The organism is Stenotrophomonas sp. YJH_SMC_25, from assembly GCF_059369595.1.
Genome location: NZ_JCAFSV010000003.1, coordinates 279,555 through 302,163, shown reverse-complemented (window position 1 = coordinate 302,163; position 22,609 = coordinate 279,555). Strand labels below are relative to the sequence as shown.

At 65.9% G+C, this 22,609-nt stretch carries 22 protein-coding genes; 6 read left to right on the top strand and 16 right to left on the bottom strand.

All coding sequences use genetic code 11. The features are described 5' to 3' along the window. Nucleotides 1-25 precede the first annotated feature (25 nt). Together AC5P7E_RS06200 and glmU are read right to left on the bottom strand one after the other, a co-directional pair. Nucleotides 26-559, bottom strand: a complete 534-nt coding sequence (locus tag AC5P7E_RS06200; RefSeq protein WP_111196809.1) for a GNAT family N-acetyltransferase — start codon at nt 557-559, stop codon at nt 26-28. Next, the gene (glmU, locus tag AC5P7E_RS06195) at nt 528-1,895 is read right to left on the bottom strand and encodes a bifunctional UDP-N-acetylglucosamine diphosphorylase/glucosamine-1-phosphate N-acetyltransferase GlmU (RefSeq protein ID WP_111150955.1); all 1,368 of its coding nucleotides are present in this window, start codon (nt 1,893-1,895) and stop codon (nt 528-530) included. Before glmU ends, AC5P7E_RS06200 begins: the two co-directional genes overlap by 32 nt. A gap of 84 nt (nt 1,896-1,979) precedes the next feature. Between glmU and AC5P7E_RS06190 the strand changes: the two genes are divergently transcribed. Then, nucleotides 1,980-2,363: a GtrA family protein gene (locus AC5P7E_RS06190; protein ID WP_114618233.1), complete on the top strand. Its 384-nt coding sequence runs from the start codon at nt 1,980-1,982 to the stop codon at nt 2,361-2,363. Between the two features lie 231 nt (nt 2,364-2,594). Here the strand turns inward: AC5P7E_RS06190 and AC5P7E_RS06185 are convergent, their stop codons facing one another. The 9 genes from AC5P7E_RS06185 to AC5P7E_RS06145 all read right to left on the bottom strand — a co-directional run bounded on the left by AC5P7E_RS06185 (nt 2,595) and on the right by AC5P7E_RS06145 (nt 9,811). After that, nucleotides 2,595-3,017 (bottom strand): F0F1 ATP synthase subunit epsilon, encoded by a 423-nt coding sequence (locus AC5P7E_RS06185; protein WP_005411127.1) that lies wholly within the window; start codon nt 3,015-3,017, stop codon nt 2,595-2,597. A 113-nt stretch (nt 3,018-3,130) separates the two neighbouring features. After that, complete coding sequence (atpD, locus tag AC5P7E_RS06180; RefSeq protein WP_005411128.1) at nt 3,131-4,537, bottom strand: F0F1 ATP synthase subunit beta; 1,407 nt, start codon at nt 4,535-4,537, stop codon at nt 3,131-3,133. Nucleotides 4,538-4,574: 37 nt separating this feature from the next. After that, nucleotides 4,575-5,438: a F0F1 ATP synthase subunit gamma gene (atpG, locus tag AC5P7E_RS06175; protein ID WP_005411129.1), complete on the bottom strand. Its 864-nt coding sequence runs from the start codon at nt 5,436-5,438 to the stop codon at nt 4,575-4,577. A 97-nt stretch (nt 5,439-5,535) separates the two neighbouring features. Further along, nucleotides 5,536-7,083 (bottom strand): F0F1 ATP synthase subunit alpha, encoded by a 1,548-nt coding sequence (atpA, locus tag AC5P7E_RS06170; protein WP_005411130.1) that lies wholly within the window; start codon nt 7,081-7,083, stop codon nt 5,536-5,538. A 44-nt stretch (nt 7,084-7,127) separates the two neighbouring features. Beyond that, a complete protein-coding gene (locus tag AC5P7E_RS06165; protein WP_005411131.1) occupies nt 7,128-7,655 on the bottom strand; it encodes a F0F1 ATP synthase subunit delta in 528 nt (175 codons plus the stop codon). A 2-nt stretch (nt 7,656-7,657) separates the two neighbouring features. Continuing rightward, nucleotides 7,658-8,128 carry a F0F1 ATP synthase subunit B gene (locus AC5P7E_RS06160; protein WP_005419512.1) on the bottom strand — a complete coding sequence of 157 codons (471 nt, stop codon included), beginning with the start codon at nt 8,126-8,128 and terminating at the stop codon, nt 7,658-7,660. A 106-nt stretch (nt 8,129-8,234) separates the two neighbouring features. Then, nucleotides 8,235-8,540, bottom strand: coding sequence for a F0F1 ATP synthase subunit C (atpE, locus tag AC5P7E_RS06155; RefSeq protein WP_005411133.1), 306 nt, complete (start codon nt 8,538-8,540; stop codon nt 8,235-8,237). A gap of 73 nt (nt 8,541-8,613) precedes the next feature. Further along, nucleotides 8,614-9,414, bottom strand: coding sequence for a F0F1 ATP synthase subunit A (gene atpB / locus AC5P7E_RS06150; protein WP_005411134.1), 801 nt, complete (start codon nt 9,412-9,414; stop codon nt 8,614-8,616). Nucleotides 9,415-9,445: 31 nt separating this feature from the next. After that, complete coding sequence (locus AC5P7E_RS06145; protein ID WP_006394654.1) at nt 9,446-9,811, bottom strand: hypothetical protein; 366 nt, start codon at nt 9,809-9,811, stop codon at nt 9,446-9,448. Between the two features lie 457 nt (nt 9,812-10,268). Between AC5P7E_RS06145 and AC5P7E_RS06140 the strand changes: the two genes are divergently transcribed. Then, entirely contained in the window at nt 10,269-11,087 is an 819-nt protein-coding gene (locus tag AC5P7E_RS06140) for a hypothetical protein (RefSeq protein WP_032967007.1), read from the top strand. A gap of 455 nt (nt 11,088-11,542) precedes the next feature. Here AC5P7E_RS06140 and lpdA read toward each other — a convergent pair whose 3' ends face one another. From lpdA to AC5P7E_RS06125, 3 genes are all read right to left on the bottom strand, one after another. After that, complete coding sequence (gene lpdA / locus AC5P7E_RS06135; protein ID WP_111197938.1) at nt 11,543-13,351, bottom strand: dihydrolipoyl dehydrogenase; 1,809 nt, start codon at nt 13,349-13,351, stop codon at nt 11,543-11,545. A 107-nt stretch (nt 13,352-13,458) separates the two neighbouring features. Then, nucleotides 13,459-15,171, bottom strand: a complete 1,713-nt coding sequence (aceF, locus tag AC5P7E_RS06130) for a dihydrolipoyllysine-residue acetyltransferase (protein ID WP_111197940.1) — start codon at nt 15,169-15,171, stop codon at nt 13,459-13,461. 167 nt (nt 15,172-15,338) lie between these two features. Then, the gene (locus tag AC5P7E_RS06125; RefSeq protein ID WP_076739623.1) at nt 15,339-15,854 is read right to left on the bottom strand and encodes a DNA-deoxyinosine glycosylase; all 516 of its coding nucleotides are present in this window, start codon (nt 15,852-15,854) and stop codon (nt 15,339-15,341) included. A gap of 186 nt (nt 15,855-16,040) precedes the next feature. Here AC5P7E_RS06125 and AC5P7E_RS06120 point away from each other — a divergent pair, with 186 nt between their 5' ends. The 3 genes from AC5P7E_RS06120 to glpK all read left to right on the top strand — a co-directional run bounded on the left by AC5P7E_RS06120 (nt 16,041) and on the right by glpK (nt 19,975). Next, nucleotides 16,041-16,676 carry an OmpW/AlkL family protein gene (locus tag AC5P7E_RS06120; RefSeq protein WP_005411140.1) on the top strand — a complete coding sequence of 212 codons (636 nt, stop codon included), beginning with the start codon at nt 16,041-16,043 and terminating at the stop codon, nt 16,674-16,676. A gap of 188 nt (nt 16,677-16,864) precedes the next feature. Further along, complete coding sequence (gene glpD / locus AC5P7E_RS06115; protein WP_114618235.1) at nt 16,865-18,370, top strand: glycerol-3-phosphate dehydrogenase; 1,506 nt, start codon at nt 16,865-16,867, stop codon at nt 18,368-18,370. Nucleotides 18,371-18,475: 105 nt separating this feature from the next. Continuing rightward, nucleotides 18,476-19,975, top strand: coding sequence for a glycerol kinase GlpK (gene glpK, locus AC5P7E_RS06110; protein WP_005414549.1), 1,500 nt, complete (start codon nt 18,476-18,478; stop codon nt 19,973-19,975). A 106-nt stretch (nt 19,976-20,081) separates the two neighbouring features. On the opposite strand, the gene AC5P7E_RS06105 is transcribed toward glpK, so the two are convergent. After that, nucleotides 20,082-20,876, bottom strand: coding sequence for a MetQ/NlpA family ABC transporter substrate-binding protein (locus AC5P7E_RS06105; protein WP_012481327.1), 795 nt, complete (start codon nt 20,874-20,876; stop codon nt 20,082-20,084). A 26-nt stretch (nt 20,877-20,902) separates the two neighbouring features. Then, nucleotides 20,903-21,874 (bottom strand): helix-turn-helix transcriptional regulator, encoded by a 972-nt coding sequence (locus AC5P7E_RS06100; protein ID WP_005411144.1) that lies wholly within the window; start codon nt 21,872-21,874, stop codon nt 20,903-20,905. A gap of 81 nt (nt 21,875-21,955) precedes the next feature. Here AC5P7E_RS06100 and AC5P7E_RS06095 point away from each other — a divergent pair, with 81 nt between their 5' ends. Beyond that, nucleotides 21,956-22,558: a LolA-like protein gene (locus tag AC5P7E_RS06095; protein ID WP_038646374.1), complete on the top strand. Its 603-nt coding sequence runs from the start codon at nt 21,956-21,958 to the stop codon at nt 22,556-22,558. Nucleotides 22,559-22,609 lie beyond the last annotated feature (51 nt).

Sequence of the window (22,609 nt, the reverse complement as noted above, 5' to 3'; positions counted from 1 at the left end):
TGGATATGCCGACCGAGGCCGGCATCTACCAGGCCTGCCGCATCGCCACGCGTAGATGCATCGGAAACCCCAGCGCGGCCTCTTCGGCCATCACCGCCTGCAGCCCTGCACCCCACTCCGCCTCCGGTGCGGCGACGAACCCTTCACTGGCATAGAAGGCCGCATTCCACGGCACGTCGGACAACGTGGTCAGCACGGCCGAGCGATAGCCCGCCGCCCGGGCCTGTACCAATGCATGGCGCAACAACGTGCGCCCATGACCTTGCCGCGCGTGTGCAGGATCCACATCCATCTGCAGCACGTGGAACTCACCTGCCAGTTCGCCGGCAAGCAGATAGCCGGCGATGCCACCGTCAGCCGCATCCACCACCCACAGCTGCCCGCGTTCAAGGCCATCCTGTAGTGTCGGCAGGTCCAGGCCATGCCCGGCGAACACCGGATAGGCCTCATGGCCCCTCAACACCTCGCCGGCGCGCTGCTCGATGCCGGGCAGCACACCGAGTTCATCGGCGCGGGGAATGCGGGGCTCAGGACTTCTTGAGCGGGCGCTTCCAGCCATCGATGGTTTCCTGTCGGGCACGCGCCAGTGTCAGCTTGCCGTCCGGCGCGTTGCGGGTGATGACCGAACCGGCGGCAATGGTCGCGCCGTCGCCAATGGTCACCGGTGCCACCAGCGAACTGTTGGAGCCGATGAACGCGTTGTCGCCGATGGTGGTGGTCGACTTGTTCACGCCATCGTAGTTGCAGGTGATGGTGCCAGCGCCGATGTTCACCTTGCTGCCGATCACCGCATCGCCCAGGTAGGTGAGGTGATTGGCCTTGCTACCGACACCCAGCGTGACCTTCTTGGTCTCGACGAAGTTGCCGACGTGCACGCCATCGGCCAGCACGGTGCCCGGTCGCAGGCGCGCGAACGGGCCGATCTGCGCGGCGCCCTCGGTAACCACGCCCTCCAGGTCGCAGTGCGCACGCACTTCGGTGCCCGGCCCAAGGTTGACGTCCTTCAAACGGTTGAACGGACCGACGGTGACGCCGTCGCCGAGCACCACGTTGCCCTCGAGCACGACATCGACGTCGACCAGCACGTCGCTGCCCACGGTGACAGTGCCGCGGATGTCGAGCCGGGCCGGATCGCGCACGCGCGCCCCCTGTGCGCACAGGGCCCGTACCGCACGACGCTGCCAGGCGCGCTCCAGCTGCGAGAGCTGCCAGGGGTCGTTTGCCCCTTCGGCCTCCTGCGCGTCGGCCACCAGCGCCATTTCGGCCGGCGTGTATTCATGGGCGGCAAACGCAAAGACATCGGTGAGGTAGTACTCGCCCTGTGCATTGCTGTTGGAAAGCTGCGACAGCCAACGGCGCAGCGCAGTCGATTCGGCCGCGATGATGCCGGTATTGATCGTGCGCACGCGCAGCTGGTCATCGGTGGCGTCCTTCTGCTCGATGATCGCGCCAACCTTGCCCTCGGCATCGCGCAGCACGCGGCCATATCCGGTCGGGTCATCGACATCGGCCACCAGTACCGCCAGCCGGCCCGGCTGTGCGAGCAGGTCGCGCAGGGTCTGCGCACGGATCAGCGGCACGTCGCCGTACAGGACCAGCACCTGCGCCAGGTCGGGAACCTGGGGCATCGCCTGCGCTACCGCGTGGCCGGTGCCGAGCTGCTGTGCCTGCTCGGCCCATTGCAGGTCGGGTTGGCCGGCGAAGTACTGGCGCACCGCCTCGCCGCCGTGGCCATGGACCACGTGGATCGCCGCCGGCTGGAGCTCACGGGCCGCGTCGATCACGTGCGCCAGCATCGGCTGGCCCGCGATCGGCTGCAGCACCTTCGGCAGCACCGACTTCATGCGCTTGCCTGCGCCGGCAGCGAGGATGATGACGTGCAGGGGTTGGGTCATGGGAACGGCGGTCCGTGGTTCGTTGCCGGTGATTCTAGAGCGTGCGCCGTTAACATGGGCATCCCTCCTCCCTTCGCCATGCCGATGAGCCTCGTCCGCCAGGGAAGCGCCTACCTCGTCATCGGGCTCGTGCAGCTGCTGCTCGACTGGCTCGTGTTCGTGGTCACCACCGCACTGGGCATGCCCGTGGCGCCGGCCAACATCGCCGGGCGCCTGGCCGGCATGCTGCTGGGCTTCTGGCTCAACGGCCGCTACACCTTTGCCGAGGCCGGCACCCGCAAGCTGGGATGGAAGCGATTTGCACGCTTTTTCAGTCTATGGCTGCTGCTCACCGTGGCGAGCACATTGCTGGTGAGCCTGGTGGACCATGCGCTGGGCCTGCAGTACACCTGGCTGGCCAAACCGCTGGTGGAAGGCGGCCTGGCGTGTGTGTCGTTCCTGCTGATGCGGTACGTGGTGTATCGCTGAGACGGCACCAGGATCGGGATCGGGATCGGGGATCGGGACTGGGGACCGGGACTGGTAGAGTCGACTGTTAGTCGACTAACGCGCGCAGCGCGGGATTTTCGCGGCCTGAACGTAGAGCAGTCGACTAACAGTCGACTCTACCCAGTCGAATCTACCCGGTCGGCTCTACCCAGCCACCCGAACAAAAACGCCGGCGCAGGGCCGGCGTTTTCGTGGATGCAGCGCGGAACCTCAGTGCTTGAGGGTCTTGCGCAGGCGTTCCAGGGCCTGCAGCTGGACGACGGCTTCCGCCAGCTTCTGCTGGGCTTCGGCCACTTCCATGGCTTCACCGCGGTTGGCCAGGATGCGCTCGGCTTCTTCCTTGGCCTTGCGGACCGAGGCTTCGTCGATGTCCTGCGCGCGGATCGCGGTGTCGGCCAGCACGGTCACCACCTGCGGCTGCACTTCCAGGATGCCGCCGGAAATGGCGAAATCCAGCTGCTCGCCATTCGGCGTGGTCACCACCACCTTGCCCGGCTTCAGGCGGGTGATCAGCGGCGCGTGCTTGGGCGCGATGCCCAGTTCGCCCAGCTCACCGGTGGCCACGACCAGGGTCGCTTCGCCACGGAAGATTTCCTGCTCGGCGCTGACGATGTCGCAACGGATCGTGCTCATGCAAATCTCTTCGCTGTTCGCGGCGGCGCAATGCCACCGTGGGAGTCCACCGGCGCGGGCGGTTGCCCGGCGCCGGCGTCAGGTCGGGCAGGATCGCTCCCACCCGCCCCGGATCAGGCCTTCTCGGCCATCTTCTTGGCCTTCTCGACCGCTTCTTCGATGCCGCCGACCATGTAGAACGCCTGTTCCGGCAGGTGGTCGTACTCGCCATCGACGATGGCCTTGAAGCCACGGATGGTGTCCTTCAGCGGCACGTACTTGCCCGGCGAACCGGTGAACACTTCAGCCACGTGGAACGGCTGGCTGAAGAAGCGCTCGATCTTACGGGCGCGCGACACGGCCTGCTTGTCCTCTTCGGACAGTTCGTCCATGCCCAGGATCGCGATGATGTCCTTCAGTTCCTTGTACTTCTGCAGGGTCTGCTGGACGCGCTGGGCGGTGTCGTAGTGCTCATGGCCGATGACCAGCGGGTCCATCTGGCGGCTGGTGGAGTCCAGCGGATCGACGGCCGGGTAGATACCCAGCGAGGCGATCGAACGCGACAGGGTGACGGTCGAGTCCAGGTGGGCGAAGGTGGTCGCCGGCGACGGGTCGGTCAGGTCGTCCGCGGGAACGTAGACGGCCTGGATCGAGGTGATCGAACCGTTCTTGGTCGAGGTGATGCGCTCCTGCAGGACGCCCATTTCCTCGGCCAGGGTCGGCTGGTAACCCACGGCGGACGGCATGCGGCCCAGCAGTGCCGACACTTCGGTACCGGCCAGGGTGTAGCGGTAGATGTTGTCGACGAACAGCAGGACGTCCTTGCCCTTGCCGTTTTCGTCCTTCTCGTCGCGGAAGTACTCGGCCATGGTCAGGCCGGTCAGGGCGACGCGCAGACGGTTGCCCGGCGGCTCGTTCATCTGGCCGTACACCATCGCCACCTTGTCGAGGACGTTGGAGTCCTTCATTTCGTGGTAGAAGTCGTTGCCCTCACGGGTACGCTCACCCACGCCGGCGAACACGGACAGACCGCTGTGCGCCTTGGCGATGTTGTTGATCAGCTCCATCATGTTGACGGTCTTGCCGACGCCGGCGCCGCCGAACAGGCCGACCTTGCCGCCCTTGGCGAACGGGCACATCAGGTCGATGACCTTGATGCCGGTTTCCAGCAGTTCGGTGGCCGGGGACTGGTCTTCGTACGACGGGGCCGCACGGTGGATTTCCCAGCTGTCGCTGGCGGCCACCGGGCCGGCTTCGTCGATCGGACGACCGAGCACGTCCATGATGCGGCCCAGGGTGCCGGCGCCGACCGGCACCGAGATGCCACGGCCGGTGTTGACGGCAACCAGGTTGCGCTTCAGGCCGTCGGTGGAACCGAGGGCGATGGTACGCACCACGCCGTCGCCCAGCTGCTGCTGGACTTCGAGGGTGATCTCGGTGTTTTCCACCTTCAGTGCGTCGTACACCTTCGGCACCGATTCACGCGGGAATTCGACGTCGACGACCGCGCCGATGATCTGAACGATCTTGCCCTGACTCATTGCTGCATCCTCTAATGTGTGCTTTGAACGAACGCGGTCAGACTGCTGCCGCGCCGCCGACGATTTCGGAGATTTCCTGGGTGATCGCTGCCTGGCGCGCCTTGTTGTAGACGAGCTGCAGGGTGCCGATCAGCTTGTTGGCGTTGTCGCTCGCCGCCTTCATCGCAACCATGCGTGCCGCATGCTCGGAGGCGACGTTTTCCAGCAGTGCCTGGTACACCAGCGACTCGATGTAACGCGTCATCACGTGCTCGAGCACGGTCGCGGCATCGGGTTCGTACAGGTAATCCCAGTCGTGGTGAGCGACCTGCTTCTCAGCCGGCGGCAGCGGCAGCAGCTGATCGAAGCTGGCCTTCTGCACCATGGTGTTCACGAAGCGGTTGTAGACCAGGTACACGCGGTCGATCTTGCCTTCGGTGAAGGCGTCGAGCATGACCTTGATCACACCGATCAGCGATTCCAGCTTCGGCACGTCGCCGATGTGGGTCACGCTGCCGACCATGTTGACCTTCACGCGGCGGAAGAAGGTCGAAGCCTTCTGGCCGATGGTCACCAGGTCCACTTCCGCACCCTTGTCCTGCCATGCCTTGGCTTCGCCCAGCATCTTGCGGAACAAGTTGTTGTTCAGGCCGCCGGCCAGGCCGCGATCGGAGGAGATCACGATGAAGCCGACCCGCTTGACCTGCTCACGCTCGACCAGGAACGGATGCTGGTAGTCGGTGCTGGCCTGGGCCAGGTGACCGATCACCTGCTTCATCGCCTGCGCGTACGGACGCGAGGTCTTCATCCGATCCTGCGCCTTGCGGATCTTGGAGGCCGAGACCATTTCCAGGGCGCGCGTCACCTTGCGGGTGTTCTGCACGCTCTTGATCTTGGTTTTGATTTCGCGTCCGCTTGCCATCTCTTGTTTCCCGTGGCGCGGGGCTGCTGCCCCGCGTTGTTCAACCGTTTGTCATCTGGTCCAGCGGAGCCAGCGGCTCCGCTCTACAGGACCGCGATTACCAGCTGCCGGTGGTCTTGAACTCGGCGATGCCCTTCTTGAAGGCACCTTCGATGTCGTTGTCCCAACCGCCGGTGGCGTTGACCTTGCTGACCAGCTCGCCCTGGGTGTTGGCGAAGTGGGCGTGCAGGCCTTCTTCGAACGCCAGCAGCTTGTTGACCGGCACGTCGTCGAGGTAACCCTCGTTGACGGCGTAGATCGACAGTGCCTGGTTGGCGATCGACATCGGCGCGTACTGCTTCTGCTTCATCAGCTCGGTGACGCGCTGGCCACGCTCCAGCTGCTTGCGGGTCGCTTCGTCCAGGTCCGAGGCGAACTGCGCGAACGCAGCCAGCTCGCGGTACTGGGCCAGCGAGATACGGATGCCGCCGGACAGCTTCTTGATGATCTTGGTCTGGGCCGAGCCACCGACGCGCGACACCGAGATACCGGCGTTCACGGCCGGGCGGATGCCGGCGTTGAACAGGTCGGTTTCCAGGAAGATCTGGCCGTCGGTGATCGAGATCACGTTGGTCGGAACGAAGGCGGACACGTCGCCGGCCTGGGTTTCGATGATCGGCAGCGCGGTCAGCGAACCGGTCTTGCCGGTGACCTTGCCTTCGGTGAACTTCTCGACGTATTCCTCGGACACGCGGGCAGCGCGCTCGAGCAGACGGGAGTGCAGGTAGAACACGTCACCCGGGTAGGCTTCACGGCCCGGCGGGCGCTTCAGCAGCAGCGAGATCTGGCGGTAGGCGACAGCCTGCTTGGACAGATCGTCGTACACGATCAGCGCGTCTTCGCCGCGGTCCATGAAGTACTCACCCATGGTGCAGCCCGAGTAGGCGCTGATGTACTGCATGGCAGCCGATTCGGAAGCGGTCGCGGCCACCACGATGGTGTGGGCCAGCGCGCCGTTCTCTTCCAGCTTGCGCACGATGTTGGCGATGGTCGAAGCCTTCTGGCCGATCGCAACGTACACGCACTTGATGCCGGTGCCCTTCTGGTTGATCACGGCATCGATCGCCATCGCGGTCTTGCCGGTCTGGCGGTCACCGATGATCAGCTCGCGCTGGCCACGGCCGATCGGGATCATCGAGTCGACCGACTTGTAGCCGGTCTGCACCGGCTGGTCGACCGACTTACGCCAGATCACGCCCGGCGCAACACGCTCCACCGGAGCGGTCAGGTCGGTGCCCAGCGGGCCCTTGCCGTCGATCGGCTCGCCCAGCGCGTTCACGACGCGGCCCAGCAGTTCCGGACCGACCGGCACTTCCAGGATGCGGCCGGTGGTCTTGGCGACGTCGCCTTCGCGCAGGTGCTCGTAGTCACCCAGCACCACGGCGCCGACCGAGTCGCGCTCCAGGTTCAGGGCCAGGGCGAAGGTGTTGTTCGGCAGTTCGATCATTTCGCCCTGCATCACGTCGGCCAGACCGAAGATGCGCACGATGCCGTCGGACACGCTGGTCACGGTGCCTTCGTTGCGCGATTCCGCGGCCAGCTTGACCTTCTCGATGCGGTTCTTGATCAGTTCGCTGATTTCGGAGGGGTTGAGCGTGGTTGCCATCGTCAAGTCCTAGTGCCGGCAGCGGGGCCGGACGTTAAATGAATTCAGTTAGCGAGCGCGGTCTGCAGACGGGCCAGCTTGCCCTTCAGCGAACCATCGATGACCACGTCGCCGGCGTCGATCACGGCGCCGCCGATCAGCGAGGCATCGACCGCGGTGGTCACGTCGACCTCGCGGTTGAAGCGCTTGCGCAGCGCGACCTTGATCGCGTCCAGCTCACCGGCCGACAGTTCGGCGGCCGAGGTGACGGTGGCCTTGACCACGTGCTCGGCTTCGGCGCGCAGGGCGTCGAACATGCCGGAAATCTCCGGCAGCAGCGGCAGACGATGCGATTCGGCCAGGATGGCCAGGAAGCGCGAGTAGGTCTCGCCGTGGGACACCGGCGCCAGCAGGGCGACGGCGTCGTCACGACCCAGCTCCGGGTTGGCGAGCAGGGCCGCCACGCGCGGGTCGGCGGCGACGTGGGCGGAGAACGCCAGGGCGTCCGACCACGGCGCGAACGCGCCTTCGTCGCGCGCGGTCGCGAACGCGGCGCGGGCGTACGGGCGGGCAAGCGTGAGGGCCTGGCTCATCCTTAGATCTCCGAGGCCAGCTCGTCGAGCAGCGCCTTGTGGGCGTTGGCGTCGATTTCGCGCTTGAGCAGCTTTTCGGCACCGGTCACGGCCAGCGCGGACACCTGCTTGCGCAGATCTTCACGGGCACGGTTGGCGGCGGCGTCGATTTCAGCCTGGGCCAGTTCCTTCTGACGGGTGGCTTCGGTGATCGCTTCGTTACGGGCAGCATCAACGATCTGGTTGGCACGCGCGTGGGCCTGATCGATGATCTCGTTGGCCTTGGTGCGTGCTTCCTTCAGCGCTTCGTTGACCTTCTCCTGCGCCTGGGCCAGATCTTTCTGGCTGCGGTCGGCAGCAGCGAGGCCTTCAGCAATCTTCTGCTGGCGCTCTTCGATCGCGTTCATCAGCGGCGGCCAGATCTTGGTCGCGATGATCCAGATCAGACCAGCGAAGGCCAGCGCCTGCGCAAGAAGGGTGAAATTGATATTCATGGTTAGCTCGATCGCTGGTTTCGGGGTGGACGCGCCGCCGTAGCGGCACATCCGGCCTTCATCCGAAACCGGGTGCATCAGCACCCGGTCGTCTCAAACCGCTGTATCAGCCGGCCAGAGCCTTGGTGACGGCGCCAGCGAAGGCAGCCGACAGCGGGTTGGCGAAGGCCAGCAGCAGGCCAACGGCGACCGAGATGATGAACGCGGCGTCGATCAGGCCGGCGGTGATGAACATGCGGACCTGCAGGACCGGGATCAGTTCCGGCTGGCGGGCGGCCGACTCCAGGAACTTACCAGCCATGATGGCCAGACCCAGACCGGCGCCCAGCGCGGCCAGGCCGATCATGATGCCGACGGCAAGGGCGGTGGAGCTCTGAATCTGCGCGAAGTTGGTCAGGACGGCGAAGTACATGGTTATCTCCAGGAACTTAAGTTGCTAAGGGTGATGAAACGGATGAAGGTTGAAACGCGTTGAAGCTTGAAACTCAGTGAGCGTCTTCCGACAGGCTCAGGTACACGATCGACAGCATCATGAAGATGAAGGCCTGCAGCGGGATCACCAGCAGGTGGAACAGCATCCAGCCGAGGCCGAACACACCACCGGCAATGGCACCGAAGAAACCGGCACCACCCAGCACCCAGATCAGCAGGAACACGATTTCGCCGCCGAACATGTTGCCGAACAGTCGCATCGCCAGCGAGATCGGCTTGCTCAGCCACTCGACGATGTTGAGGATCAGGTTGAACGGCATCATCCACTTGCCGAACGGGGCCGTCAGGAATTCCTTGATGAAGCCGCCCAGGCCCTTGGACTTGAGCGCGAAGAACAGCATCAGGAAGAACACGCTGATGGCCATGCCCAAGGTGGCATTGACGTCAGCGGTCGGCACCGGCTTCCAGTAGTGCACGCCCGCCCATTCCAGCGGCTTGGCGATGAAATCGGCCGGGATCATCTTCAGCAGATTCATCAGCAGAATCCAGAAGAAGATGGTGATGGCGATCGGCGTGACCAGCTTGCTCTTGCCGTGGTAGGTGTCCTTGGCCTGGCGGTCGACGAACTCCAGGCAGATTTCAACGAAGGCCTGCCACTTGCCCGGCACGCCGGCGGTGGCCTTGCGGGTGCCCAGCCAGAACGCGACAACGATCACCAGGCCCATCAGGACCGCGGTGAGGAAGGTATCGACGTGGATATGCCAGAACATACCCTCACCCTTGCCGACCGGCGCGGTCAGGTTGTGCAGGTGATGCTGGATGTAGCTGGTAGGGGTTAGAGCCTCGCCCGCCATGTGTCCGGAACCTTCAGTTAATTGAATTCTGTCAACGCCTGGCCATCGCCAGGACCTGGAACATCAAGCCGACGGCGATACCGGCCAACAGCGCCAATGCAGGCAGCTTGAAGACCAGGAACCCCACCAGCAGGACGCCGAAAACCACGACCCACTTGGCCACGATCGCAATGATCAGGCGAGCCATCGCCGATCCTGCGGCCAGTGCCCCACCGCCCAGTGCCATCCGTGCCGCCACCCAGCCACCGGCCGAAATGGCCACACCGGACGCCAGCGCGCCGAGGGCGTATTTCGGACCTACCAGCAGGAAGGCCAGGGCCAGGACAGCCACTGCGGCCAGCGGGTAGACCGCGGCGCGCAGCATCAGTCGCCGACCCGCATCAACGGAGTTCAGCACAGGACGTCCCGCGTGGTTGCAAGTGGAGGGCTGAGGCGGCTACAGCAGGGGGGCCTCATCGAGCCGCCAAATTATAGCAATGGGACAATTTGCGAGACAACCGCTCCCTGTTCATCCCTGGAAGCCGCAAGTTGCGGTAACGGTTACATTTTTGCGTGCCACCAGGGGGACAATGACGTCCGCACCATGTTGCGACGCACTATTGAACTTTGGTCGCAGGCTGCGGAACTTTCGTCAGACATGCCGGTCCGATCATTCGACCTGCCTGCAGCATCCTCGTCGGCTCCGCCCCGCAGGTCCCACGATGGCCCCGAAGCCCGGCTCCGGGGCCATCTTTTTGCATCGTCGCGACAGCACTGAACCGTACACATGCCATGGACCATACGTTCACGCATGGTGGACGGACCTGTCCGGCACAGTGGCCTTCATTCTGATGAACCACTGCAAGGACTCTTCGATGCGCCCCGTACCCACCCTGCTCGCCCTCTCCCTGCTCGCTGCCGGCGCCTCGTTCGCCAATGCGGCCCACGCCGCCGAAGGCGATGACCGCTTTGCCATCCGTCTGGGTGCGATGAACATCGATTCGGACAACACCCTCCGCGGCAGCACCACCGTGGCCGGCCAGGACATCTCCCTGAACCAGGACTTCAAGCTGGGTGGCAAGGAATGGGAGCCGCGCATCGACGGCATGTTCCGCATCAGCAACCGTCAGCGCCTCCTGTTCAACTACTTCAAGTACGACAAGGACCGCCGCGAGACCCTCGACCAGGGCATTTCCTTCGGCGGTGAGAACGTGCCGGCCGGCAGCTTCGTGAAGGGTGAGCTGAAGTACCAGGTGGCCAGCCTGGTCTATGACTACTCGGTGGTTGATACCGACACCTTCGACCTCGGCCTGCAGATCGGTGGCGAGTACGCCAAGGTCAGCACCAAGGGCTACGCCGACCTGGGCACGGTGTACGAAGGCCAGTTCCTCGACGAGAAGGCCGATGGCGTGGCACCTGTGGTGGGCGCGCGCATGACCTTCACGCCGTCCGAGCGCTGGATGATCACGCTGCAGGGCCAGTACCTCAACACGCGCTGGGGCAGCTTCGATGACTACAAGGGCGACCTGAGCCGCGCCAATGCCATCGTCGATTACCGCTTCACGAAGAACTTCGGCGTGTTCGCCGGCTACGACTGGTTCAAGCTGGACGTGGACAAGAAGGGCAGCGACGGTACTGTCGGCCTGAAGCAGGAATTCAAGGGCCCGGTGGCCGGTATCAGCTTCGTGTTCTGATCCCCCGCCCCTTCCACGGCACCCTCTCTCCTGGCGCGGCCTCCGGAACATCGGGGCCGCGTTTTTTGTGGGTTCCTGTCAGAAGAGCAGAAGCGGGTTGGTCGAGCGCTTGAGGGAGCGGGGGGCTGGGTGCGAATGTCCCCCGGCGCCGGCCTGCGGCCGTCACCTCCTCCTTTACTTCGCACCCAGCCCCCCGCTCCCTCCGCGTGTCACGCATCCATGCGCCTGTTGCAGTGGCTCTGCGGCTCGACCGTCCGCAAGCCGAGCCGCTGCGCGGGTGGCAGGCGTTTGGACAAAGTAAAGGAGGAGGCGACCGCCGCAGGCGGGCGGCGGGGGACATTTGTCCAAACGCCTGCCACCCGCGCAGCGGCCCCACCGCTCGCAAAAATCCGGAGCGGAGGAACAAAAAACCCCAGCAGATGCCGGGGCTTTTCGTTCGGAACGGCGCGGGCGCCTTACTTCTTCTTCGGCATGTACAGATCGGTGATCGTGCCGTCGTAGATTTCCGACGCCATCGCCACCGACTCGCTCAGCGTCGGGTGGGCATGGATGGTGTGGCCGATGTCTTCCGCCTCCGCACCCATCTCGATCGCCAGGCCGATCTCGGCCAGCAGGTCACCGGCGTGTACGCCGACGATCGCACCGCCGATGATGCGGTGGGTTTCTTCGTCGAAGATCAGCTTGGTGAAGCCCTCGGTGCGGCCGATGCCGATCGCGCGGCCACTGGCGGCCCACGGGAACTTGGCCACGCCGACCTTCAGGCCCTTGGCCTTGGCTTCGGTCTCGGTCACGCCAACCCAGGCGATTTCCGGGTTGGTATAGGCCACCGACGGAATCACGCGGGCCACCCATTCCTTCTTGTGGCCAGCAGCCACTTCGGCGGCCAGCTTGCCCTCGTGCGTGGCCTTGTGGGCCAGCATCGGGTTGCCGACGATGTCGCCGATGGCAAAGATGTGCGGCACGTTGGTGCGCATCTGGCGATCAACCGGGATGAAGCCACGGTCGGTGACCTGCACGCCGGCCTTCTCGGCATCGATCTTCCTGCCGTTCGGCGAACGGCCCACGGCCACCAGCACGCGGTCGAAGGTGCCCTGCGCCAGCGCAGGCGCCTGGCCTTCCTCGGCGGCGTCGAAGGTGACGGTGATGCCCTTGGCATCGGCGGTGACGCCCGAGGCCTTGGTCTTCAGGTGCACTTCGATGCCCTGCTTCTTCAGGCGGTCGGCCAGCGGCTTGACCAGGTCCTTGTCGGCGCCCGGCATCAGCTGGTCCATGAACTCGACCACGGTGACCTTGCTGCCCAGCGCACCGTACACCGTGGCCATTTCCAGGCCGATGATGCCGCCGCCGACGACCAGCAGCGAGCCCGGCACTTCGGCCAGCTCCAGCGCGTCGGTGGAATCCATCACGCGCTTGTCGTCCCACGGGAAGTTCGGCAGCTTCACTGCCTGCGAACCGGCGGCGATGATGCACTTCTGGAAGCGCAGCAGCTGGGTGCTGCCGTCAGCAGCAGTGATCTCCAGCTCGTTTGCCGAAACAAACTTGCCGACGCCCTGCACGCTGCGGACCTTGCGCTGCTTGGCCATGCCGGCCAGGCCCTTGGTCAGCTGGTTGACGACCTTTTCCTTGTACTCGCGCAGCTTGTCCAGGGTGATGGTCGGCTTGCCGAACTCGACGCCGAAATCACCGGCGTGGGCCACTTCGTCGATGACCGCTGCGGCGTGCAGCAGCGCCTTGGACGGAATGCAGCCGACGTTGAGGCAGACGCCGCCGAGGCTGGCGTAGCGCTCGACCAGCACCGTATCCAGGCCGACATCGGCAGCGCGGAAGGCGGCGGTGTAGCCGCCCGGGCCCGAGCCCAGCACGACCATTTCGCATTCGATGTCGGCCGGCTTGCCGCTGGACAGCGCCGGCTTCGGCGCAGCCGGTTCAGCCGGGGCGCGGTGCGACGGGGTCACCGGCGGCTTGCTGGCCGGAGCGGCCGCAGCCGGAGCCGGCGCAGCGGCCTTGGCCGGGGCTTCGGCGGCGCCTTCAGCGTCCAGCACCACGACCACGGCGCCTTCGGACAGGGTGTCGCCCAGCTTGACCTTGATTTCCTTGACCACGCCGGCAGCCGAGGACGGCACTTCCAGGGTGGCCTTGTCCGACTCCAGGGTTACCAGACCCTGATCCTTCTTCACCGTGTCGCCGACGGCGACCAACACTTCGATCACCGGCACATCGCTGTAATCGCCGATGTCGGGAACCTTGACTTCAATCGTGGCCATGGTGGGTTTTCCTCGTGCCCGCCCGGCATGGCCGGTGGGCTGTCACTGCATCTGTTCACGCGGCCGCGCCAGGGGCTGCGGCCGCACGGTGGGGGCGAAGCGGTGCCTTACAGCAGCACGCGGCGCATGTCGGCCAGTACCTGCGACAGGTACGTGGTGAAGCGTGCGGCCAGGGCGCCGTCGATGACGCGGTGGTCGTAGCTCAGCGACAGCGGCAGCATCAGCTTCGGAGCGAATTCCTTGCCGTTCCAGACCGGCTGGATGGACGACTTGGAGACGCCGAGGATGGCCACTTCCGGTGCATTGACGATCGGGGTGAACGCGGTGCCACCGATGCCGCCCAGCGAGCTGATCGAGAAGCAGCCGCCGCTCATGTCGGCCGGGCCCAGCTTGCCGTCGCGCGCCTTCTTGGCCAGTTCGCCGGTTTCCTGCGCGATCTGCACCACGCCCTTCTTGTCCACATCGCGGATCACCGGCACGACCAGGCCGTTCGGCGTGTCGGCGGCGAAGCCGATGTGGAAGTACTTCTTCAGGGTCAGGTTTTCACCGCTGGCATCGAGCGAGGCGTTGAATTCCGGGAACTTCTTCAGCGCCGCGGCGCTGGCCTTGATCAGGAAGGCGAGCATGGTCAGCTTGATGCCGGCCTTCTCGTTCTCCTTGTTCAGCGCCACGCGCAGGCCTTCCAGGTCGGTGATGTCAGCCTGCTCGAACTGGGTGACGTGCGGGATCATCGCCCAGTTGCGGGCCAGGTTCGCACCCGAGATCTTCTTGATGCGCGACAGCGGCTGGACTTCGGTCTCGCCGAACTTGCTGAAGTCGACCTTCGGCCACGGCAGCAGGTTCAGGCCACCACCGGCAGCGGCAGCAGCACCGCCGGCAGCCGGCACGCCACCACTGAGTGCGGCCTTGACGAACTTCTGCACGTCACCCTTGGTGATGCGGCCCCCCTTCTCGGTGCCGTTGATCTGCAGCAGGTCCACGCCCAGTTCGCGGGCGAACACACGCACCGCCGGGGTGGCATACGGCACCTTGGCCGGCAGCACGCCATCGGCGTTGAACTGCACCGGCGGGCTGGACGGGGTACCCGCCGAGGCGATCTCGCGGGCCGCCAGCTTGTCCGGCTGCACCGGCACAGCGACCGGCTCGACCTTGGTGGCGGTCTCGGCGGCAGCCGGAGCGGCCGCAGCGGCAGCCTTGGTCGGCGCCGGCGCGGCAGCGCCCTCGGCTTCGATGATGGCGACCACATTGCCCTGCGACAGATTGTCGCCGACCTTGACCTTGATCTCCTTGACCACGCCGGCCACCGACGACGGCACTTCCATGGTGGCCTTGTCGCTTTCCAGCGTGACCAGGCCCTGGTCCTTCTTGACCGTGTCGCCGACGGCGACCAGCACTTCGATGACCGGAATGCCGGAGTAGTCGCCGATGTCCGGCACCAGCGCTTCAACCGCACCACCGCTGGCAGCCGGAGCGGCCGGCGCAGCTGCGGCCGGAGCCGGCGCGCTCTGGGTAGCGGCAGCCGGGGCAGCGGCCTTGGCCGGCGCGGCAGCCGCCGGCTTGGCGGCTTCGGCTTCGCCTGCGGCCACTTCGATCAGGGCCACGACCTTGCCTTCGGACAGGCTGTCGCCGACCTTGACCTTCAGTTCCTTGACCACGCCAGCCACCGAGGACGGCACTTCCATGGTCGCCTTGTCGCTTTCCAGCGTCACCAGGCCTTGGTCCTTCTTGACCGTGTCGCCGACGGCGACAAGCACCTCGATTACCGGGATATCGCTGTAGTCACCGATATCGGGGACAAGTGCTTCCTTGATTTCGGCCATGGGGATAACTCCGGCAATCTGGTGTAGGGAAACGTCTATTGTGCGGCCAGCGGGGTCCAGCGCCAACCGTTACAGGTGTTTTCAGTACGCACGCAGCCGGGACAGGCTGTTGCCCATGGGTCGCGGCCGCGACCAGTCGGTAGCGTATTGTCCGGACGATGTCCGCTTCATGTCGCCCGCGCGTCGGCCACCGGCTGCCAGGCCTGGCGCAGGCGCGGCAACGACCACGCCGCATTGGCGGGGCTGGTCGACGGCAATGCGACCAGCTTCGGCGGGGTTTCCAGCCGTGGCAGCACCCAGCGCTGGAACGCCTGCAGCGAGGCACCACCATTGCAGCCGATCAGCTTCAGCTCAGGCAGCGTGGCGATCAGTTCCGGCAGCGCATTGGCCACTTCCGTGCCACGCACGATGTCGGCATCCAGGCTGCCGCGCCGCTCGCAGCGGCCGATCACATCCCACAGGCCGATGCCCGCGGCGCTCAACGCCTGCAGCCGTTGCACATAGGGCAGGCCCGCGTCGAAACCGCAGATATCGGCCATCAGCGGCCAGAAGCGGTTGCGCGGATGCGCGTAGTAACGCTGCTCCTGGAGGGATGCCACGCCTGGCATCGAACCCAGCAGCAGCACCCTGCAATCCACGTTCACCTGCGCTTGCAGGCCGACGCACAGCGTTGCCGCGCTCACATCTTCTCCAACTGAATGAATGCCACTGACGACCAGAAACCCCATGGATACAGGCTTTTCGCGCTGATCGCTGAACAAGGAAAACTATTTTTTAACGCGCGTCGGATTCGATTCATGTTGAGGCGACTACGGTGTGCTCGCCCCGCAACCGGGGGCCCAAAACAAGAAACATTAGGAGATACCCCCATGCGCTCCATCCGTATCCTGAGTCTCGCCCTGCTGACCTCCGCCGCCTTCGCGCCGGCCGCTTTCGCCCAGGACAGCAGCTCCACCGATACCGCTTCGGGCAAGCATTTTGCCGTGGTTGGCGGCGTCGCGCTGCTGCAGCCGAAGAATGATCCGATCGACGGCATCAAGAAGGTCGATGGTGGCCCGGCGCCGACCGTCAGCTTCAGCTACTACATCAACGACAACTGGGCCGTTGAACTGTGGGGCGCCGCCGACAAGTTCGACCACAAGGTGAAGGGCCCGAACAATGCCCGCCTGGGCAACGTCGAGCAGCAGCCGGTCGCGCTGAGCGGCCAGTACCACTTCGGCCAGGCTGACAACGTGTTCCGTCCGTTCGTGGGCGTGGGCTACTACCAGTCCAGCTTCAGCAATGAAACGCTGGCCGACGGCAGCAGCTCCGACATCCGCCTCAAGGACGCCAAGGGCGTGATCGGCACCGTCGGCGTGGACATGAACATCAACTCCACCTGGTTCGCCCGTGCCGATGCCCGCTACATGCGTTCGCGTCCGGACGTGAAGGTCGGCGGCGAGAAGATCGGCGAAGCCAAGATGGATCCGTGGACCGTCGGCTTCGGCATCGGTGCCCGCTTCTGATCCAGGCAGCACCGGCTTCACTGATGTAACGCGACGGGCCCTTCGGGGCCCGTCGTCGTTTCCGTCACCCGCGTTCTGTAGAGTCGACTGCCAGTCGACTGCTCTTTCAAAAGTCGAGCATGGCTCGACTCTACAAAAGGCAGTCAACTGACAGTCGACTCTACGCACACACAGGACACGGAGACGCGATGCACGACGTCGACCTGCTGGTGATCGGTGGCGGCATCAACGGCGCCGGCATCGCCCGTGATGCGGCCGGCCGCGGCCTGCGGGTGCTGTTGTGCGAGCAGGATGACCTGGCCGCACACACCTCCAGCGCCAGCAGCAAACTGATCCACGGCGGCCTGCGCTACCTTGAACAGGGCGAGTTCGGACTGGTGCGCAAGGCACTGGGTGAACGCGAAGTGGTGCGGCGGCAGGCCCCCCATCTGGTCCGTCCGTTGCGCTTCGTACTGCCATGGGAACCCCATCTGCGACCGCGCTGGATGCTGCGCGCGGGCCTGTGGCTGTATGACCATCTCGGCCGGCGCAGCCCGAGTTTTCCCGCCTCGCGCGCACTGGACCTGCAACGCGACCCGCTCGGCCCCTGGCTCTCCCCGGCGCTGCGGCAGGCCTTCAGCTACGCCGATGCGCAGGTCGATGACGCGCGGCTGGTACTGCTCAATGCGCTGGACGCCGCCCGGCGTGGCGCACGGGTACATGTGCGCAGCCGCTGCATTGAACTGCGCCCTGTGCTGGGCCGTTGGCAGGCCACGCTGGAAGCCACCGACGGCCGGCAGCAAACGGTGATCGCCCAGGCCGTTGCCAATGCAGCCGGCCCTTGGGCAGGAGGCCTGCTGGAACGTATGCAGGCGCGCGATGGCGGCCCCGCCCTGCGCCTGGTACAGGGCAGCCACATCGTGCTGCGCCGGCCCTGGCCCGACGACAGCGCCTGCCTGCTTCAGCAGCCCGATGGCCGCGTGGTGTTCCTGCTGCCGTTCGCCCACGACCACCTGCTGGTCGGCACCACCGACACCGACTACCGCGGCGACCCGGCCCGGTGCAGCGTGCTGCCTTCGGAGGTGGCTTACCTGTGCGAGGCCGCCAACCACTACCTGCGCGAGCCGATTACCCCGCAGGACGTGGTCTGGCAGTTCGCAGGGGTACGCCCGCTACTTGCCGATCCAGATCCGCGTGCAGCGAAGCTGAGCCGTGACTACCGCCTGCAGTTGCAGTCCGGCCCGGCGCCCGCGCTGCATGTGCTGGGCGGCAAGCTGACCACGTACCGCGTGCTGGCCGAAGAAGCGCTGGACCTGCTGCGCCCCGCCCTGCCGCAGATGGGACCGGCATGGACGGCAACGGGCCACCCACTGCCGGGCAGCGACTGGGGCGACGCCACGCAGGCGTGCTCGCGCCTGCAGGCACTGGCACCGTGGCTGCCCGCAGAGATGGCGCGCCGCTGGGCCGGCGCCTACGGCAGCCGCAGCGCGGAGCTGCTGCACGGCCTGCGGGGTATGAACGATCTCGGCGAGGACTTTGGCGGCGGCCTGCATGCGCGGGAAGTGGCTTTCCTGCGCGACCACGAATGGGCGCGTAGCGCCGAGGACGTGCTGTGGCGGCGGAGCAAGCTGGGGCTGCGGCTGGATGCGGCGCAGGTGGCGCGGCTGCAGGCGTGGATGGGGGGTCGGATCCCTTTCCCAGGGAAAGGGCTCTGACCCCCGTGTTGCCACGTGTGCCAACCAAGGTTGGCAGCTACCAGGGTGGCCGCGCGCGACGCGATCGATGCATTAGGATTTCCCCATCGCCACCGGAGACGCTGCATGACGCCCCGCTACGTGCTGGCCATCGACCAGGGCACCACCAGTTCGCGCGCGATCCTGTTCGACCGTGCTGGCGACATCGTCGGCAGTGCGCAGCGCGAGTTCGCGCAGATCTTCCCGCAACCCGGCTGGGTCGAGCATGACCCGCGCGAGATCCTCACCAGTGTCTATGCCACGCTGACCGAACTGCTCAGCCGCGAACAGATCGACCCGCGTCATATCGCCGCGCTGGGCATCACCAACCAGCGCGAGACCACCGTGGTCTGGGACCGCGCCACCGGCCAGCCGATCCACAATGCCATCGTCTGGCAGTCGCGGCAGAGCCATGCCATCTGCGAGCGACTGAAGTGCGACGGGCATGAGGCACTGGTCCGCGAACGCACCGGCCTGCTGATCGACGCCTATTTTTCCGCCACCAAGGTGCGCTGGATCCTCGACCACGTGGAAGGTGCGCAGCAACGCGCCGAGCGTGGCGAGCTGCTGTTCGGCACCATCGACAGCTGGCTGGTATGGAACCTCAGTGGCGGCCAGGCGCATGTGACCGACTACAGCAACGCCGCGCGCACCCTGTTGTTCAACATCCACACGCTGGACTGGGATGACGACCTGCTGGCGCTGCTGGACATACCCCGCGCGATGCTGCCGCAGGTGCGCGATTCCAGCACGGTGTATGCGCACACCCGGCCGCAGTTCTTCTTCGACCACCCGATCCCCATCGCCGGCATCGCCGGAGACCAGCAGGCGGCGCTGTTCGGCCAGGCCTGCTTCCAGCCGGGCATGGTCAAGAACACCTATGGCACCGGCTGCTTCATGCTGATGCACACCGGCACGCAGGCGGTGCGCTCGCGCAACGGCCTGCTGACGACCATTGCCTGGGGCCTGGACGGGCGCGTGGAATATGCACTCGAAGGCTCGATCTTCATCGCCGGCTCGGTGGTGCAGTGGCTGCGTGACGGCCTGCGCATGATCGAGCGTGCCAGCGACAGCCAGGCACTGGCCGCGCAGGTGCCGGACAGCGGCGGCGCGTATCTGGTGCCGGCATTCGTCGGTCTGGGCGCGCCCTACTGGCGCAGCGATGTGCGCGGCGCGATGTTCGGCCTGACCCGTGGCACCCGCAAGGCACACTTCGTGCGTGCCGCGCTGGAGGCGATGGCCTACCAGACCCGCGACGTGCTTGATGCGATGCAGTCCGATGCGGGCATCGCGCTGACCGAACTGCGCGCCGACGGCGGTGCGATCGGCAACGATTTCCTGGCCGGCTTCCAGGCCGACATCCTTGGGGTGCCTCTGCTGCGGCCGCGGCTGACCGAGACCACCGCGCTGGGCGCGGCCTACCTGGCCGGTCTGGCCGTCGGGTTCTGGTCCAGCCGCGAGCAGATCGCCGCGCAATGGGGCCTGGACCGGCGCTTCGAGCCACAGATGGAAGTGGCGCGGCGCGAGAAACTCTATGCAGGCTGGCAGCAGGCCGTGGCGGCCACCCTCGCCTTCCACGTCGACTGAAGGTCGTGCCGGCCGCTGGCCGGCAACCCCATGATCCTTGGCGGCGTTTGCAGATTGCCGGCCAGTGGCCGGCACGACCGCATGGCCAGAACGTCCGTAGCGCCGGTCAGAACGCCGGCAGCACCGCGCCCTTGTACCTGGTCTCGATGAAAGCCTTCACCTGCGGGCTGGTCAGGGCCTTGGCCAGCTTCTGCACGCGGGCGTCGTCCTTGTTGTCCGGCCGCGCGACCAGGAAGTTCACGTACGGCGAGTCCTTGCTCTCGATCGCCAGTGCATCCTTGGTCGGGTTGAGGCCCGCATCCAGCGCGTAGTTGGTGTTGATCAGGGCCAGGTCGACCTGGTCCAGCACGCGCGGCAGCATCGCCGAGTCCAGCTCGCGGAACTTCAGGTTCTTCGGGTTGGCGGTGATGTCACGCAGGGTCGACAGCGCGTTGGCCGGATCCTTCAGCTCGATCACGCCGGCCTTGTGCAGCAGGATCAGCGCGCGGCTGTTGTTGCTCGGGTCGTTCGGGATCACCACGTCGGCACCGTCGCGCAGCTCGGCCAGCGACTTGACCTTGCGCGAATAGGCACCGAACGGCTCGATATGCACGCCGATCACCTTCACCAGATCGGTCTTGCGATCGCGGTTGTAGGCATCCAGGTACGGCTCGGTCTGGAAGTAGTTGGCGTCCACCTGCTTCTGCACCAGCTGGTCGTTGGGCTGCACGTAGTCGTTGAACACGCGCACGTCCAGGTCCACGCCTTCCTGCTTGAGGATCGGCTTGACCACCTCAAGGATCTCGGCATGCGGCACGGCCGTGGCGGCCACCACCAGCTTCTGCGAGGGCTCGCCGGACTTGCCGCAGGCGGTCAGGGCCAGCGCAGCGGCGAGCAGGGGCAGCAACAGGGTCTTCTTCATGGGCGGAGGAGTTCTCGGGGGGAGTGTCAGGATTTTTCGTAGTTGCTCAGGGCCAGCTCGAGCAGCGCCTTGGCCTGCTCGCGCAGCATCACCGGCTCGACGATTTCGGCATCCGAGCCGTAGTGCAGCACGTCCATCAGCAGTTCGCGTGAGACGCTGTACGGCACCTTCAGTTCATAGCGGCCATCGGCCAGGAAGCGGCCCTGCTGCTTGGAGTGCCAATGCTCGTCGGCCACCCAGCGCGCGGCCTTGGCACTGAACAGGATGGTCGCCCAGCCCTTCGGCGCACCGGAGAAGATGCCGTAGCTGGCACCCAGCTGCTCGTCCAGCTCGCTGTCGGCGACGTCACGGGCAGTGCTGTCGACCACGCGCGCCTTGTGGATGCGGTCCACGGCGAAGCTGCGCAGGGCTTCGCGGTCATGGTCCCAGGCATCCAGGTACCAGTTGTCGCGGTAATGGGTCAGGCGCTGCGGCGAGACGGTGCGCTTGGTCGGCTCGTCGGTGGAACGGGCACGGTACTCGAACGCCAGCTGGCGGCGCTCCAGCACCGCCGAGGCCACGCTGCGGAAGCTGCCTTCATCGAACTTGCGGCCGCGGTGCGGGATTACCCGCACACGGTCCACCGGCCAGTTGGAGACACCGGCCTGGGCAGCCAGCAGGCTCTCGATACGCTGCTGCAGCGGCGCCAGCACCGAGGACAGCACGCCGCCGCCGGTACGCGCCAGCAGGTGCTGCGAGGCCAGCAGGGCGTGCAGCTCCTCCGAGCTGAGCCACAGGCCAGGCAGTTCGAAGCGGTCGCTCTCGTCGGCCTGGTAGCGGAAGCCGGCCTCGCCGTCGCCCTCGATCGGTGCCATCAGCGCATCGCGCAGGAAGGCCAGGTCGCGGTAGACGGTGGCACGGGAACAACCGAGCTTGTCCTGCAGGGTCGCCACCGTCACCGGATAGCGCGCGGACTTGAGCAGACGATGCAGGGCGGTGATGCGTTCGTATCGGTCCATACCCCCGATTATGTCCGAGTCGCGGGTCTTGTGTGGGACGTTTGGGCTATCGTGGTCGCCCCCACCCCCATGGAATGCCCGATGCGCCGGTTGCCCGCCCTGTCCCTGCTGGCCTGCCTGCTGCTGGCTGCCTGCGATCGCGCACCGGCGCCGGCCAGGACCGAAGCCCCCGTGCCCGCGGCAGATCCGGCCCAGGCCGTACTCGGCGCCAGCCAACGCTTTGCGGCCCTGGGCAGTTTCCATGCCGAGCTGGAGGTGCTGGGCGCGCCGCAGCCGGTGCGCAGTGCCATGGACTTCGTCGCCCCCGACCGCTTCCGGGTGCAGACCCCGGGCGGGCCGCAGACGATCATTGGCGACACCATGTTCCTGCAGGCCGACGGTGCGATCCGCCAGGTTCCCACCCCGCCGGGCCTGCTGGAGCAGTGGCGCAATCCCTTGCCGGCCGACGCCCTGCCTGCCGAACTGCAGGCCGAAGACCTGGGCAGCCAATCGCTGGATGGAGTCGAGACCCGTCACTACCGCCTGCGCGGCGCGCAGGCCGGCGAACGCTTGGAGTACTGGGTGGACGCCCAGGGCCTGCCACGGCAGATCGTGCGCAGCGGCAGCAGCAATGGCCGCAATTTCCAGCTGCGCCTGCGCTATTCGCGCTTCAACGACCCGGCATTGCGTATCGATCTGCCCTGAATAGGCGTCCGCGGCAACGTCTGCTGAAGCGCGCCTTGGATCGATTCTGAC

What these genes read in the sequence shown, in the direction of transcription:
- AC5P7E_RS06200 (WP_111196809.1), bottom strand. Translation starts at nt 559, where the DNA reads ATGGCTGGAAGCGCCCGCTCAAGAAGTCCTGAGCCCCGCATTCCCCGC.
- glmU (WP_111150955.1), bottom strand. Translation starts at nt 1,895, where the DNA reads ATGACCCAACCCCTGCACGTCATCATCCTCGCTGCCGGCGCAGGCAAG.
- AC5P7E_RS06190 (WP_114618233.1), top strand. Translation starts at nt 1,980, where the DNA reads ATGAGCCTCGTCCGCCAGGGAAGCGCCTACCTCGTCATCGGGCTCGTG.
- AC5P7E_RS06185 (WP_005411127.1), bottom strand. Translation starts at nt 3,017, where the DNA reads ATGAGCACGATCCGTTGCGACATCGTCAGCGCCGAGCAGGAAATCTTC.
- atpD (WP_005411128.1), bottom strand. Translation starts at nt 4,537, where the DNA reads ATGAGTCAGGGCAAGATCGTTCAGATCATCGGCGCGGTCGTCGACGTC.
- atpG (WP_005411129.1), bottom strand. Translation starts at nt 5,438, where the DNA reads ATGGCAAGCGGACGCGAAATCAAAACCAAGATCAAGAGCGTGCAGAAC.
- atpA (WP_005411130.1), bottom strand. Translation starts at nt 7,083, where the DNA reads ATGGCAACCACGCTCAACCCCTCCGAAATCAGCGAACTGATCAAGAAC.
- AC5P7E_RS06165 (WP_005411131.1), bottom strand. Translation starts at nt 7,655, where the DNA reads ATGAGCCAGGCCCTCACGCTTGCCCGCCCGTACGCCCGCGCCGCGTTC.
- AC5P7E_RS06160 (WP_005419512.1), bottom strand. Translation starts at nt 8,128, where the DNA reads ATGAATATCAATTTCACCCTTCTTGCGCAGGCGCTGGCCTTCGCTGGT.
- atpE (WP_005411133.1), bottom strand. Translation starts at nt 8,540, where the DNA reads ATGTACTTCGCCGTCCTGACCAACTTCGCGCAGATTCAGAGCTCCACC.
- atpB (WP_005411134.1), bottom strand. Translation starts at nt 9,414, where the DNA reads ATGGCGGGCGAGGCTCTAACCCCTACCAGCTACATCCAGCATCACCTG.
- AC5P7E_RS06140 (WP_032967007.1), top strand. Translation starts at nt 10,269, where the DNA reads ATGCGCCCCGTACCCACCCTGCTCGCCCTCTCCCTGCTCGCTGCCGGC.
- lpdA (WP_111197938.1), bottom strand. Translation starts at nt 13,351, where the DNA reads ATGGCCACGATTGAAGTCAAGGTTCCCGACATCGGCGATTACAGCGAT.
- aceF (WP_111197940.1), bottom strand. Translation starts at nt 15,171, where the DNA reads ATGGCCGAAATCAAGGAAGCACTTGTCCCCGATATCGGTGACTACAGC.
- AC5P7E_RS06120 (WP_005411140.1), top strand. Translation starts at nt 16,041, where the DNA reads ATGCGCTCCATCCGTATCCTGAGTCTCGCCCTGCTGACCTCCGCCGCC.
- glpD (WP_114618235.1), top strand. Translation starts at nt 16,865, where the DNA reads ATGCACGACGTCGACCTGCTGGTGATCGGTGGCGGCATCAACGGCGCC.
- glpK (WP_005414549.1), top strand. Translation starts at nt 18,476, where the DNA reads ATGACGCCCCGCTACGTGCTGGCCATCGACCAGGGCACCACCAGTTCG.
- AC5P7E_RS06105 (WP_012481327.1), bottom strand. Translation starts at nt 20,876, where the DNA reads ATGAAGAAGACCCTGTTGCTGCCCCTGCTCGCCGCTGCGCTGGCCCTG.
- AC5P7E_RS06100 (WP_005411144.1), bottom strand. Translation starts at nt 21,874, where the DNA reads ATGGACCGATACGAACGCATCACCGCCCTGCATCGTCTGCTCAAGTCC.
- AC5P7E_RS06095 (WP_038646374.1), top strand. Translation starts at nt 21,956, where the DNA reads ATGCGCCGGTTGCCCGCCCTGTCCCTGCTGGCCTGCCTGCTGCTGGCT.